Genomic DNA, 13,751 nt, shown 5'->3' with positions numbered 1-13,751 from the left:
TATCGCCCCGGCGACCAGATCTCCCTGGCCCTGGATGTGGCCAGTACGGAGTTTTTCAAGGACGGCCGCTACAATTTCGGCGGCAGCAGCTACAGCAGCGCCGAGATGGTGGACCAGCTGGCCCTGCTGGCCAGCCGCTTCCCGATCGTGTCAATCGAGGATGGCATCGCCGAAGACGACTGGGAGGGCTGGGCCCTGCTGACCGAGCGGCTGGGCAAGACGGTTCAGCTGGTGGGCGACGACCTGTTTGTGACCAACACCACCCGACTGCAGCGGGGCATCGACCTGGGCGTGGCCAACTCGATTCTGATCAAGGTGAATCAGATCGGCTCACTCACCGAAACACTGCAGGCGATCGATCTGGCTGGCCGGGCCGGCTACACCAGCGTGATCAGCCACCGCTCCGGCGAAACGGAAGACACCACCATCGCCGACCTGGCCGTGGCCACCCGCGCCGGCCAGATCAAAACCGGCTCCCTCAGCCGCTCCGATCGGGTGGCCAAGTACAACCAGCTGCTGCGCATCGAAGATGAGCTCGGCAGCCAGGCGGTGTATGCCGGCGCCGAAGACCGGGGCCCCCGCGGCAAAGCCTGAGGTCAGCGACCTCTTCGCTCAGCGAGAACCGGGCAGCTGATCGAGCCGGCCATCGCGCTTGAGCCGGCCCTGCAATTTCAACCAGCTCAGAGCCACGGGCAGGGCGCCCACCAGGGGAATGGCGGTGAGGGCGGGGCGGCTGCTGGCCGCCAGCAGGGCCGCTGCCACGGCCAGGCCAGCCAGGAGCATGGACTGGCCGGCAACCTGCTGGGCCAGGGCGAGGCGACGCAACAGGCGATCGGTTTCGCCGGCCCGGATCTGCACCTGCAGGTCGCCCTGCTCAATGCGGGCCAGGCTGTCGTCCAGGCGTTTTGGGATACCCAGGGCGCGGCTGCCCACCTCGGCCGCCTGGCGCGAGATTTCGTTGAACAGCTCGTTGCCGAACCGATCGCCGCCGCCGCTGCCCGAACCGCTTGAAGTCATCAGAGGAAGCAGGTAGGGGCGGGCAATCGCCACCAAGCTAAAGCTGGCATCGAGGCTGCGGCCGACCCCCTCAAAGGTGGTGAGGGCCCGCATCACGAAAATCAGCTCAGGGGGCAGGCGAAAGGGCTGGCCGTAGACAAGGTCATAGAGATCGCCCGACAGCCGCTCCAGCACATTGGCGGAGAAGGGCGGCGTGAGGGCCTCCTCCAACATCACACGCACCAGGCGCCTCACCGGCCCAGGGTCAATGCCGGGGGCAATCAGGCCCGCCTGCTGCAACTCATCCACCAGACCGGCGGCATCCCGGCCGGCCGCTGCCCGCACCATGCTGCCGAGCCGGGCCTGCAGGCGACTCGAGAGCTGACCCATCATGCCGAAGTCGTAGTAAATCAGCGCCCCATCGGCCGCCACAGCCAAGTTGCCGGGATGGGGGTCGGCGTGAAAAAAGCCGAAACGCACCAACTGCTGCAGGTAGCTGGCGGCGCCTTTCTCTGCCACCGCGGCAGGCTCGATGCCCGCCGCCAGCAGGGCCGCCCGATCGGTGATCTTGATACCGGGCAGGTAGTCGAGACACAGCACCCGCCGGCTGCTCAGCTCCCAAATCACCGCTGGCACCCGGATGCCGGGATCGCTGAGAAACTGCTGGCGGAAACGGGCCGCATGTTCGGCCTCGAGGCGGAAATCCAGCTCCCGCAGCAACACCCGCCGGCACTCCTGGGCGATGCCGATCCAGTCGCGGCCCTGGCCCCAGCGGGGATGGCGCTGAACGGCGGCGGCCACCTGCTGGAGCACCTGCAGATCGAGTCGGAAGGTGCGCTCCAGGCCGGGCCGCTGCACCTTCAGCACCACCTGACGGCCACTGCGCAGGCTGGCCCGGTGCACCTGGGCCAGGCTGGCGGAACCGAGGGGTTCAGCTTCAAGGTCAATTATCTCAGCGCAGCGCCCGCCCAGTTCCTGCTCGAGCAGGTCCTGAACCACGGCAAAGGGAAAAGCGGGCACCTGGTCCTGCAGGGTGGCCAGCTGCTCCACCAGCTCGGCGGGCAACACGTCAGGGCGGGCCGAGAGCAGTTGGCCGAGCTTGATGAAGGCCGAACCCAGGGCCAGAAATTCGTCGGTGAGCCAGCGGGCCCGCCGCACCTGGCGGCGCCGCTGACGCTCTTCGCTGACACCGCCCAGGTAGGTCCAACCCTGAGCGTCCCACCAGAGCCCCAGCACCAGGGCCATGGCCAGCCACCAGATGCGCAGGGGCCGCAGCAGGATCACGAAGTGCTGTCCAGGCGGCTAGCCATGGCCGCAACCCTGGCGCGCAGGTCATCAATCTGATCCTGGGGATCCGGAACCCCTTCAGGGGAAGGGGCCTGATCGCCAGCCCCCGCACCGGCTCCAGCGCCAGGCTCACCCCGCTCGATCCGGGCCGCCTCTGCCTCCACCTCATCCCAGAACAGCTGCAGTTCCTGCCGGATTCGCTCGGGGGCGTCCTGGGCCAGCAGGGCCAAGTTGGCGGCCCCATCCACCAGGCCACTGCCCAGACGGGCGCCAAGACGGTAGACGGCAGCCTGAAGCAGGAGTTGCGGCGCGCTCATGGCTGTCCGGCGTCTGGGGTTGACTTTGGCAGGTCGGGGCTCAGCAAGCGCGGCGGCGGCGGCGCGGCGGCAGGAGAGAAGACAGGCGAGGGGGCGGGCGAGGAGGAAGCCCGAGGGGAATCGGCAGGCCTGGTTTCGAGCGGCAGGGTTGGATCGGCCCGAAGCCCTAGGGAATCGGAATCTGGGCCAGCTGGATCGGGGCCAACGGAATCTGGGGATGCTGAATCTGTGAGCTGGTCGGCGCCGGGCTGGGAATCGGGCTCGAGGGGCTCAAGATTGCCGCGCACCTCCCGCTCTTCGGTGCCGAACTGCAGGCGCAGGCTCTCCAGCGACTGGCCGGGGAAGGGCCGCACCTCAAAGCCCTGTCCCAGCCTCACAAAGGCAGGAAGCTGCAGGGCAAGTAGGCGATTGGCCACGCCGTAGCCCAAGCCAAAGCAAACGCCCACAATCAACGGCAGCTGCCAGCGGGGCTGGGTACCGGGCTGGGTACTGGACTTGGGGCGGGACGAAACCTGAGCCATTCAGCCATTCTGACGCGGCTCCGGATCAGGTCGTGTAATCGGCGTTGATGCGGATGTACTGGTCTGAGAGGTCACAGCCCCAGGCCAACCCCGCCCCCGGGCCCCTGCCGACCACCAGGCGGATCATTACGGTGTCGCTCTGCAGATAGGTGCTGGCGGCAGCGCGATCGAAGGGCAGGGGCTGGCCGGCCGCCATCAGCTGGTGCCCGCCCAGCCAGAGCGCCAGGCCAGCGGGGTTGAAGGGCACGCCGGCCCGGCCGGCGGCGGCGGCGATGCGGCCCCAGTTGGGGTCGCGGCCGTGCACGGCGCACTTCACCAGCGAAGAGCCGCAGATGGTGCGGGCGATGGTGCGGGCGCCGGCGTCATCGGCCGCACCCTCCACCCGCACCTCGAGCAGGCAGGTGGCACCCTCACCGTCGCGGGCGATCGCCTTGGCCAGGTGTTGCGACACCGCCGTCAGGCCGGCCTCCAGGGCATCAAAGAGCTCGGGGCTCAAGGGCTCACCGGCTGCAAAGGCCAGGAACGTGTCGTTGGTGCTGGTGTCGCCGTCCACCGTGATCGCATTGAAGGACTGGTCCACCGCCCGCCGCACCATGGCGCTCCACACCTCGGCCGGCACGCCAGCGTCACAGCTGAGGTAGCCGAGCATGGTCGCCATGGCCGGGTGGATCATCCCCGAGCCCTTGGCCATGCCGCCGATGCGCACGGTGCGGCCGCCCAGATCGGCCTCCAGGGCAATTTGCTTGTCCACCAGGTCGGTGGTGAGGATTGCCTGGGCCGCCGCGCCCCCACCCTCGGGGCTGAGGGCTGCCACCAGGGGATCGAGGCCCGCCAGGAGGGTGTCGATCGGGATCGGCACCCCGATAACGCCCGTGGAGCAGATCAGCACCTGCTCGGCCGCCAGGCCCAGGCGCAGGGCCAGGGCTGCGGTGGCCCCCAGGCTGTCGGCCAAACCCCGCTCGCCGGTGCAGGCGTTGGCCTGACCGGAATTGGTCAACACGGCCCGGGCATGGCCGCCTGAGGCCCGCAGTCGCTCGGCGCAGAGATCGACGCAGGCCGCCCGCAGCAGTGAGGTGGTGAAACTGCCGGCGCAGACCGCACCCTCGGGGGCCAGTAGCAAGGAGAGGTCGGGCTTGCCGGAGGCCTTGAGGCCAGCCGTGACGGCGGCGGCCCTAAAACCACTGGGGGCGGTGATGCCGCCGGGGATGGGATGCCAGGGGTGGGTCAACGCGCCGGGGCCACTGGGGCCATCCTGAACCGGCGGCGGCAGGCCGAATCGGCAACTAGCTATTCGGCTCAACTATTCGGCTTGACTAATCAACTTCGAAAACCCTATTCCAGTCTTCCTTCATGTCCACCACACACCAGCCCTGGCTGGGGGCCGCTGCGAGGGCTTCTACGAGCTTTCCAGTGCTGGTCGATTTGGCGGCATAGGCATATTCGCGCTCGGGATCGGTGTGGTGAACGAGCAGGCCGAAACTGGGGCGGGGGTTATTGATTGTGGTGTACTGCAACATCTCATGGTCTCCGTCACTGTTCCCGCAACAGAGCGTCGGACGGCGGCCAATGAACTGATGGATGCCCACCGGCTTGCCCCCCTTGTCGTTGACGAACAAATAGTCCAGGGTTTTGGTGAGCACCGGGCCCGCTGCGCCCAGCTCAAAGGTGGTGCGGGCGGTCGAGCCAACCACCTGCTCCGGCGGGATGCCATAAACCCGCTCCACCCAAACGCGCATGAAGTCAACACCACCTCCAGAAACAATGAAGTTTTTGAAGTTATTAGCCTGCAGATAGCGCAGGAGTTCCTGCATGGGCAAATAGGTAAGTGCGTCGTAGGGCCTGTCAAAGCGGGGGTGCCTGGCCGACACCAACCATGCCTCAACAGTCCTACGAAAAGCATCAACAGACATGCCGGCATGGGTGAGCGCCAGGATCTGCAACAGGCCTTCGTAGCGGGGCCCCTCCAGCAGCTTGGCAAGGTCTCCAGCCAGGGCGGCCTGCACCATTGGATCCGCCGCAAGGTGCGGCTCGTTGGGAATGCGCGAGCTGAGTTCGTCTATGGCAAATGCTGCCTGAAAGGGGAGCGGATGCTCCGGCCAGAGGGTGCCGTCATTGTCGAAAACAGCGATGCGTTCAGGCAACGGCAGGAAGTCTGGCGAGCCTGCATTTGTGATCCGGGCGATATAAGCGAGGATCGCCTGCTTAGCCGCGCCATCGTTCCAGGAGGGGAGGGGATCGCCAGTGGTGATGGGCATCAAAGGGTCTGAGGGGAACACCATCCTGAAGAATGGCCGGGCAGGGTTGGCGACTTCCGGCTTGAACCAGCTACGCGCCCCAGGCCAGCAGCGCCGCATCGGCCTCACCGGCGGCATTGCCACGGGCAAGAGCAGCGTGGGCAGGCTGCTGGCGGAGCGGGGCCTGCCCGTTCTCGATGCCGATGTCCTGGCCCGCCAGGCCCTGGCCCCGGGCAGCGTGGCCGCAGCAGCCGTGCTGGATCGCTACGGGAAGGCAGTGGGCTGGCCCAGTGCGGGGACAGGGATCGATCGGGCCGCCCTGGGGCGAATCGTTTTTGCCGATGGCAAGGAGCGCCAGTGGCTGGAGCAGCTGGTGCACCCGATAGTGCGGGCCGGCCTTGAAGCGGCTCTGGCGGAATTGGCCAGCGCACCGGCAGTGGTGCTGATGGTGCCGCTGCTGTTTGAAGCGGGCCTGGAAGGGCTTTGCAGCGAGATCTGGCTGGTGGACTGCGACGAAAGCCAGCAGCTGCAACGGCTGGGCCAGCGCGATGGGCTGGGCGACAGCGAAGCCCGGGCCCGCATCGAGGCCCAGTGGCCCCTGGAACGCAAGCGGGGCCTCGCTGACGTGGTGATTGACAATCGGGGCAAACCGGCGGATCTGCCCTTGCAGGTGGAGAAGGCGCGAGCCTGGATCAGACAGCCTTGATCAGGCAGCTTTGATCCAACTCATCAGGGCTGGGCAATCCAGAATGAACCTGATGGCCAGCGATATGAGCATGACCGCAAGACTTGCAAAAACAAGCCGCAAACTGCTATTTGAACGATTCAGAAGCCTTAGATCATCGCCCTGGGTTTGGACAATTTGACGAAAGTTACCGGCAGCCTGGCGGAGCTGATAGGCGGCAAAGAAAGCAGCCAAGGTCAAAAAAGCGTCGTCGAGAGTTTTTATCATGAGCGCCACTTTGCCACTCGCGATCACATTAAAAAGGAATGATGCATTGGCGATAGCGAAAACAACAAGCGCCAAAGCCGAAATTACACAGTATTTGGCAAGCGAATTAAAATGCCGGTTTTCGGCAGAACCAAACTCGAACTGATTCTCAGCCAAAAGATTGCACATAAAAACCGCTTCCTATTCTACCCTGCATTGGCCATAAACTTTGGCCATAAATGCAAAAAGTAACCTTACTTAAAATGCGCTTAGGCGATCAACCAGAACGGGACTACAACGAATATCGCCCCATGCCGCGAGCGAAGTGGTCAGGATCTGAACACAGCTTGGGGCCAATATTGATCCAATTAGGTCAATATTAGCTGGCTACCTACGGATGCGGCGCAGGCTTGCAAAACGTTGGAAAGCGCCTGCGGCTGCTCAACAGCGCAATCCACTACTTGCTGATCATGCATCCAACCGAACCGACACCTAGGCGCAGCCGCCTGCAGAAGAAATTGGAACTGATGCTGGAGTTGGGGCTCTGGCGCTTTCGGCTGATTGCGATCGTGCCGGTGGTGATGAGCCTGGCGAGTACCCTACTGACTTTTGCGATTGGCACGCGGGATATTTTTAAATCAATCAAATTCTTCTTTTTTGCCCCTGATACCGCGAAGGTCGCCAACACAGCTCCTGCCAGCGTGGTATCCGGGATCGACTTCTACCTAATCGGCGTCGCGTTCCTGATCTTTGGCTACGGCCTTTATGAGCTATTGATTTCCGAGATCGACGTCTACCGCGCCGGCTCTGATACAGATAACAGCGGCGGCCTCCTCGATATTCGCAGCCTCGATCAGCTCAAGGAAAAGCTAGTAAAAGTACTAGTAGTTGCACTAATAGTATCAGCGTTTAAGTCGATGATCACGATCCCCCTGGAAGACGTTAAGAGCATGATTTACTTCTGCCTTTGCGTTCTAATCCTGGCCTTCAGCGGCTTTCTGATGACTTACAAGCCTGCCAACAAGTCGTAGACTTGCAAATGATATTCCCGTAGTGGCCGGATAGCTAAGGGGATAGCTAAGGGTGGCTCTATCGGTCACGCCATCGGCGCGAACGGATTGATCAGGCTGATGGTGGTGTCGCTGAAGTGGCGCCTGTTGCGAGTGGCAAGTTGGGCCTCGTGCGCAGGGCGATGCCGGCGATCAGGGTGTCGCGCAGATCCACGGGCCGGCCCTGCCTCTTGCGCTACGCCGCCGAGATGGCTTCCACCCCGCGCCACTCGCTGATCGGGTCTTCAAGCCCGGCATCGGCGAAGAGGGCTGCCATGCGACTGCCAAGCCCTGCGGCGCCCGGGCTGGACTCCTCGTCGCTAGTTACAGCTTGGGCCAGGATCAGCCAAGCCTCTTCTTCCATGCTGGGGCCTCACTTGCCTCGCCGAATTCCAACACGGGCCCGGGGACATCAACCGAGCAAAGCTGAATAACGAAGCCCAGGGGTCTTGTCTCATCTTCCGCCAGAGCTCACCCGGGTGGGCCACCACATCGGAATCGCTCGTAGAGGGGGGTGTGGGGTCAGTCGTGGAAAAAAGAAAGTGGGTCAGGCCAGCCGTTGAACTAGCCGAAAAGGCTCCTGGTGCACCAGCGCCACCTGTGGCATGGCCGGGCTCAGCGGGATCCAGGCCAAGCGGCGAGGTTGAGACTTCTGCGCCGGGCAGCAGCGAGCGGATTAGGTCGGGGGCGCTCTGGAAGACGCGGTAATACCAGCGGTAGTTATGTGGCCTCCGGCCGACTTCGTCTACAACGATTTCGTACGCTGGCTGGCGGCAGGCAGGCGTGGGAAAAGGAGGGGCTGCAGCCCGTGCGGAGCCTGGTGGCGCCGGTGTTGCTGGGGTGCGGCGGCCTCGGGGTTCGTTCCGGCTGGGCAGCTTGGCGGCCCAGGGGGAAGCGCGCCAGAGCACCGCCTAGCATGAAGGCATGAAAGCTAGGTCAGCATGAAAACCATCAAGCAGGTTGGGGCCAGCGGCCAGATCTCGTTGGGCAAGGAGTTCGCTGGTCGCACCGTTGTGGTCGACATCCGCGAGCCCGGGGTCTGGGTGATCAAAACGGCCCAGACCATCCCCGACAGCGAGCTCTGGCTGTACCAACCGGAAGCCGCCGCTCGTCTCGATCGGGCCATGGCCGCCATGGACCAACAGCCCCGCACCGCGGATCTCGAGGCCCTGGAGCAGCACTTGGGAATACTGTGATCGGGATGCTGTGATTCAGCTCGACCTCAACAACCCTGAGTTTCAGGCCAATCTGCTGGCCTTGGAAAAGGCAGACGCCTGGGCCGTCCTCAAGACCCTGCGCCTGCTTCAGGCGATGACCTGGGAGCAGCTGCAAAGCAGCAAGGGGCTGCGCTGGGAGCTGATCCAGAGCCGCCAGGGCTCTGCAGGTGAACGCTTTTACTCCCTAAGGATCAGCCGCACATGCCGAGCTGTGGCCTGGCGCGATGGCCCCTGGCTGCGGCTGCTCTCGCTCCACCCTGATCACGACTCAGCCTATTGAGCGGCCTTTGGCGGCTCAGGGGGGAGTCCCTCCGGCGCGCACAGCTGGGTGACCAGTCCGCAAACTGGCCTGATCTGGATCGTCCTGCACCAGCGCCCGCACCAGCACGTTGGTGTCGGCCGTGATCTTCACAGGTTTGCGCTTCCGCGAGGGCGCGGGTGTCGGCGCCGGTGTTGCGGTGGGCGTAGGCCGCTCCATCCACACGGAAAACTGCCCGAGAGACAGCCCAAGATTGTGCGCACGATCGGTGTATGCAGCCTTTTCTGTGGGTGTCATCAACACGGCCACCCGCTCAGTGGCCTGTGCATGTACAGCACATACCAAGGGAGCTCGTCCAAAGCGGGACGATGGTCGCGGGGTTGCAGGGGCTGGCGGCCTCGGGGTTCGTTCCGGCTGGGGCGCCTCCCTGAGTCTTTACAGATGTACAGACTCCTGCACAGTTGCAAATCAGAGGGAGGAACGAGGCATTGCGCATAGAGAAGGGCAGGTTGCGGCTGCCGGCATACACCGAGCATCTGGCCGCGTTTGAGGGCTGGGTCGTAGTAGGAATTGAGATTGTCGATACACACCAGCTGCTCGCCCCGGCAGGAGCAGGGAGTTGGGCGGCTAAGTTATTGGCGGCCAGCGGGGGCGCTAGGTCGGCCGGGCCCTGGAAGTCGAGTAGGGCCTGGTCTGGGGGTGGTGGCACCTGTGAGGGGGCCGCAGCGGCGGTTGAGTTGGCGGAGGGTCGCCATGGTTTCGCCGAGTGCTTCTCCAAGCCCAAAGATCTGCCGGTAGACGACGCTGTTGCTGAAATCGTCAATGGCCAGACCAGTCGTGATGCAGACGCTGCACTCCGGGGCCCTAGGTCGGGACTCCTGAAAAAGCCAGATCGACTGCAGCGCAGCTTGTTTCAGCGATAAAAACCCGATAAACTGGCCTTGATCAGGGCAATCGACGATTGCTACAACTGCTGAGCACCGCAGATGTACCGAATACTCCATAACGGCCAGCTCTCAATCGAGGATTTTCATGTGCCTTTTGGTGGCACGTTGGATGCGGACAACCGCTGGGTGATCTTCTCCTCCTTAATGCCATGGGAAGAGTTGGAAGAAACATATGCCCCTCAGTTCAATCCCACCACTGGCGCCCCAGCAAAGCCTGTACGCCTGGCGTTTGGTGCATTGTTCATCAAGCAGAGGCTTGGCTTGAGCGACGAGGAGACGGTTGAGCAGATCCGAGAAAACGCTTACATGCAGTTTTTCCTTGGTTTTGCTGGCTATTCCAGCAAGACACCATTTGACCCATCAATGATGGTTCATTTTCGTAAGCGCTTCTCAGAGCAAGAGCTCAATCGGATTAATGAACTCATTGCCGAACGGGGAAAAGCCATGGTGATGGAGGCTGTGGCCTCACTCCCAGATAACGACGAATCTGATGATCCAGATGCTGGTACAGATAAACAGATTTCACTTGACGACCTCGTGAAGCCTGCAGATTGGCCAGAGGACAAGAACTGGGGCACACTCAGCATCGATGCCTCTTGTACGCCAGCCGACATCACCTATCCGACTGACTTGAAGTTGCTTAACGAGGCGAGGGAGTCAACCGAGCGGATCATTGATGATCTGTGCAGCCAGCTCTCAACACTTCGCAGACACAAGCCCAGATATGATCGTGGTAGGGCTCGTGCTGCTTTTCTCAATGTAGCCAAACAGAAAAAGCCACGGCGACGCAAAATACAAGCCGCTATACGCCGCCAGCTTGACTACCTGCAGCGGAATCTTGATGCTATCGATGCCCTGATCACTGCTGGGGCAATGCTTTCAGGCTTGAAGACCCATTGGTGGCACAAGCTTCTTGTGATCAGCGAGATGCACCGCCAGCAAAGCATCCTGTTGTACTCCAAGACGCGCAGCATGCCCGATCGCATTGTGAACTTGGTTCAGCGACAAGTACGGCCCATGGTTCGTGGTAAAGCGAGAGCTGCTGTTGAGTTTGGCGCCAAGATTAGTGTTTCTGTGCGAAACGGCTTTGCCTTCCTGCACAGGATCAGCTGGGATCCATACAACGAGGCTGAAGATCTAATTCCGCAAGCCAAGAAATACAAGCAAGAGTATGGATGCTACCCCGAGCGAATCTGCGCAGATCGCATCTACATTAATACCAAGAACCGAAACTTCTGTACTCGGAACGATATACGGCTCTCTGGTAAGCGATTGGGTAGGCCACCAAAGAATCCAGAGATCAGTGCTGTTCACAAGCAGCAGCTAAGCGCTGACCAGCGGAGGCGAAATGAAGTGGAGGGATGCTTTGGATCAGGGAAGCGGAAGTATTCACTGGACTTGATTATGGCTCGGCTGAGCCAAGGTGCAGAGAACTCGATCTCCATGGCCTTTGTGGTGATGTGCGCAGAGAAGATCCGGAGGCTCCTCCGCCTCTTTTTTATCACTATTTTTGCCTGGTTATGTACCTGGAAATGGCCAGGTTGTCTCTGGATGGGGCTCAGGAACATTTTGCTGCTTGAAACACACCAATCACTGGCAACTGGATAACTGTGCGTTTGAGCTGCCTACGCCCTGCTATTTGGCTGAGATCGGATCCAGGTTGCGGTTCCCTTTTTCAGGAGTCCCTCCTTAGCATCTGCCGGCCAGGACCGAAACCTGATGCCGCTGCGCATCCTGCTGGTGGAAGACGAGGAGGATCTGGCCACCGCAATCCAGGCGGTGTTGCAGCGCCAGGGCCATGTGGTGGACCACTGCGCCGATGGACTAGTGGGCTGGACGTTGCTCAGCGGTGAGCTAGCTCGTTACGACCTGGCGATCGTCGACTGGATGCTGCCGGGGCTGAGCGGCCCTGAGCTCTGCCGGCGCGCCCGCGGCTCAGGCCTCACACTGCCGCTGCTGCTCCTCACTGCCCGCGCCCAGACCTCCGATCGGGTGGAGGGCCTCGACGCCGGCGCCGACGACTATCTGAGCAAGCCCTTTGCCATAGAGGAGTTGCTGGCTCGCCTCCGGGCGTTGCAACGTCGCCATCCGGGCTATCGCGAGCCCCTGCTGGAAGCTGGCCGCTACCGGCTTGATCCCGCCAAGGGCCAGCTGCTCGTGAGCACCAGCATCGGTGTTGTGTCCGTGGACCTCTCAGTCAAGGAGCAGCAGTTGATGGCCTATTTCCTGGAACACCCGGATCAGATCATCCCGGGATCACGCCTGCGCAATCAGCTCTGGGACTTACACCAGGACCCCGTGAGCAATGTGGTTGCCGCCCAGGTGCGACTGCTGCGGCGCAAGCTGGCGGGCCAGGGGCTGCCCTCGCCGATCGAAACGGTGCCATCCAAGGGCTACCGCTTCCATCCCCAGCTGCCGCCAGAGGCATGACCACGCCCCGTCCTATGGCGCCGACCCTGCTCTGGCGTGCACGGCTGCGGTTGGCAGGTCTGTCCTTGCTGGTGATGGGTGCCATCCTCTATGCATCCGGATTTGTGATGGCGCGGCTGCTGCTGCACGAGCAGGAAACGGCGATCAAGCGGGAGCTGCAAATCCTCGCCGGCACGCTGCACGACAGCCTCAAACCCACCTTGCCGCCGGTGCCCCAGCCCACGGCCGCCCTCAGCCTTGTGTTGCCAGGGTTGTGCGTGGTGGGCGAGCGGTGTGCGGAACCCGATCCGCTGGTGCAACGCCACGCGGTCAGCGCCACTGATCCTTCTCGCTTTCAGCTGCGGATCCTCAACCCCCGGGGCGCCTTGATCGCCACTTCGCCAGGGGCTCCTCAGTTGGGTTCTGGTGTGCCGCATACGGGTTGGCTGCAACACCAGGGGAGCGATGGGTCCAGGCAACTCACCTACACGATCCACCTGCACCGCTCCCATGGCAGCACCCAGCAGGACTGGGGCTACCTGCAGATCAGTCGCAGCCTGGTGGACCTCGATGCCGAGGCCCAGCGGTTGTGGTGGTGGGGCCATGGGGTCTTCGTTCTGGCGATGGCTGGGATGGCACTGGCCAGCTGGTGGCTGGCGGGCCTGGCGATGGCTCCCCTGCTGGAGGCTTACCGCCGGCAGGAACAGTTCAGTGCCGATGTCGCCCATGAGCTGCGCACACCATTGGCCAATCTGCTGGCTCTGCTGGAGGCCGAACGGGATGCTCTGCACCGCTTGCCCGGGCAAGCTCCGGCAGGGCGGTTCAGCACTGGGCGGCCTGCGGCAGAAGCCCCCTCGGCGACGGGCCTGGATCGAATGCTTAACCAGGTCCGCCGGTTGCAACAGCTGATCGCCGACCTGCTGCTGCTCGCCAGCCTGGAGCAGCCCACCAACGGCAGCCACCGGCGACTCTGCAACCTCGCGGAGATCTGCGCGGATGTGTTGGAGGACTTCAGCGAAGCAGCCGCCGCATCGGCGGTGACCCTGCAAGCGGCGATCGAGGTGGGCGACGCCACCGTTCTGGGGGTGGAATCGGAACTGAGCCGCCTCCTGATCAACCTGCTAAGCAATGCCCTGCAGCACAGCCCGCCTGGCGGCAAGGTCCTGGTGGGGCTGCAGCGACGCGGCCGGGAGATCCACTTGTTCGTGCAGGACAGCGGCGCTGGTATCCCAGCGGAGGAGCAGGGTCGGATCTTTGAGCGTTTCCATCGCCTCGATGCCTCCCGCAGCCGTCATCAGGGGAGCACTGGATTGGGGCTTGCCATCGCCCAGGCGATTGCCCGTCGCCATGGGGCGGTGATCCGCGTGGAGTCGACACCGGGACACGCTTCGACATTTTCCTTGTGGCTATCTGCTGTCAGGCGTTTGCCCTGATCTGGTACGGCCTCTCGGCTGACCAAGTGGCTTGATGCAGACACTTCAGCCTCATCAACCCAAATGGAGCTCTGCGCCCCGTCCATCACCACTGCCAGCCTCCGTGGAGGCTCGGTCTCGCCAGCGGTCCTGTGTTTCTTGTGCTGCATCA

General features: G+C 62.8%; 14 protein-coding genes and 1 pseudogene. 8 read left to right on the top strand and 7 right to left on the bottom strand.

All coding sequences use genetic code 11. The features are described from left to right. A pseudogene (gene eno, locus KBZ15_RS07565) lies at positions 1-594 on the top strand (phosphopyruvate hydratase); the annotation flags it as partial. Positions 595-612: 18 nt separating this feature from the next. Here eno and KBZ15_RS07560 read toward each other — a convergent pair. From KBZ15_RS07560 to KBZ15_RS07540, 5 genes are read right to left on the bottom strand one after another with little or no spacing between them, the layout of a single operon-like run. Next, complete coding sequence (locus tag KBZ15_RS07560) at positions 613-2,241, bottom strand: AarF/ABC1/UbiB kinase family protein (RefSeq protein WP_255014604.1); 1,629 nt, start codon at positions 2,239-2,241, stop codon at positions 613-615. Between the two features lie 35 nt (positions 2,242-2,276). Next, positions 2,277-2,600, bottom strand: coding sequence for a hypothetical protein (locus KBZ15_RS07555; protein WP_255014602.1), 324 nt, complete (start codon positions 2,598-2,600; stop codon positions 2,277-2,279). Continuing rightward, a complete protein-coding gene (locus KBZ15_RS07550) occupies positions 2,597-3,121 on the bottom strand; it encodes a hypothetical protein (RefSeq protein WP_255014601.1) in 525 nt (174 codons plus the stop codon). Before KBZ15_RS07550 ends, KBZ15_RS07555 begins: the two co-directional genes overlap by 4 nt. A 25-nt stretch (positions 3,122-3,146) precedes the next feature. Further along, positions 3,147-4,391: a bifunctional glutamate N-acetyltransferase/amino-acid acetyltransferase ArgJ gene (gene argJ / locus KBZ15_RS07545; RefSeq protein WP_396123417.1), complete on the bottom strand. Its 1,245-nt coding sequence runs from the start codon at positions 4,389-4,391 to the stop codon at positions 3,147-3,149. Positions 4,392-4,434: 43 nt separating this feature from the next. After that, entirely contained in the window at positions 4,435-5,376 is a 942-nt protein-coding gene (locus KBZ15_RS07540) for an HAD family phosphatase (protein WP_255014599.1), read from the bottom strand. Between the two features lie 61 nt (positions 5,377-5,437). Here KBZ15_RS07540 and coaE point away from each other — a divergent pair, with 61 nt between their 5' ends. Continuing rightward, a complete protein-coding gene (gene coaE, locus KBZ15_RS07535; protein ID WP_255014598.1) occupies positions 5,438-6,061 on the top strand; it encodes a dephospho-CoA kinase in 624 nt (207 codons plus the stop codon). On the opposite strand, the gene KBZ15_RS07530 is transcribed toward coaE, so the two are convergent. Next, positions 6,062-6,463 (bottom strand): hypothetical protein, encoded by a 402-nt coding sequence (locus KBZ15_RS07530; protein WP_255014597.1) that lies wholly within the window; start codon positions 6,461-6,463, stop codon positions 6,062-6,064. It abuts the gene before it with no gap. Positions 6,464-6,696: 233 nt separating this feature from the next. On the opposite strand from KBZ15_RS07530, the gene KBZ15_RS07525 reads away from it, so the two are divergent. Next, positions 6,697-7,317 (top strand): YqhA family protein, encoded by a 621-nt coding sequence (locus tag KBZ15_RS07525; protein WP_255014596.1) that lies wholly within the window; start codon positions 6,697-6,699, stop codon positions 7,315-7,317. Positions 7,318-7,531: 214 nt separating this feature from the next. Here the strand turns inward: KBZ15_RS07525 and KBZ15_RS07520 are convergent, their stop codons facing one another. After that, positions 7,532-7,699 (bottom strand): hypothetical protein, encoded by a 168-nt coding sequence (locus KBZ15_RS07520; RefSeq protein ID WP_255014595.1) that lies wholly within the window; start codon positions 7,697-7,699, stop codon positions 7,532-7,534. A 577-nt stretch (positions 7,700-8,276) separates the two neighbouring features. Here KBZ15_RS07520 and KBZ15_RS07515 point away from each other — a divergent pair. The 5 genes from KBZ15_RS07515 (at position 8,277) to KBZ15_RS07495 (ending at position 13,600) form a co-directional block, all read left to right on the top strand. Next, positions 8,277-8,531: a hypothetical protein gene (locus tag KBZ15_RS07515; RefSeq protein ID WP_255014594.1), complete on the top strand. Its 255-nt coding sequence runs from the start codon at positions 8,277-8,279 to the stop codon at positions 8,529-8,531. 10 nt (positions 8,532-8,541) lie between these two features. Continuing rightward, complete coding sequence (locus KBZ15_RS07510) at positions 8,542-8,832, top strand: hypothetical protein (RefSeq protein WP_255014593.1); 291 nt, start codon at positions 8,542-8,544, stop codon at positions 8,830-8,832. A 965-nt stretch (positions 8,833-9,797) separates the two neighbouring features. Next, the gene (locus KBZ15_RS07505; RefSeq protein WP_255014592.1) at positions 9,798-11,366 is read left to right on the top strand and encodes an IS5 family transposase; all 1,569 of its coding nucleotides are present in this window, start codon (positions 9,798-9,800) and stop codon (positions 11,364-11,366) included. A gap of 117 nt (positions 11,367-11,483) precedes the next feature. Next, positions 11,484-12,188, top strand: a complete 705-nt coding sequence (gene rppA, locus KBZ15_RS07500) for a two-component system response regulator RppA (RefSeq protein WP_255014603.1) — start codon at positions 11,484-11,486, stop codon at positions 12,186-12,188. Next, complete coding sequence (locus KBZ15_RS07495; RefSeq protein WP_255014591.1) at positions 12,185-13,600, top strand: cell wall metabolism sensor histidine kinase WalK; 1,416 nt, start codon at positions 12,185-12,187, stop codon at positions 13,598-13,600. Before rppA ends, KBZ15_RS07495 begins: the two co-directional genes overlap by 4 nt. Positions 13,601-13,751 lie beyond the last annotated feature (151 nt).

Source organism: Cyanobium sp. BA20m-p-22, from assembly GCF_024346275.1.
Lineage (GTDB): Bacteria > Cyanobacteriota > Cyanobacteriia > PCC-6307 > Cyanobiaceae > Cyanobium_A.
The sequence above is the reverse complement of the archived record's forward strand: the minus strand, read 5'-3'. Positions and strand labels throughout refer to the sequence as shown.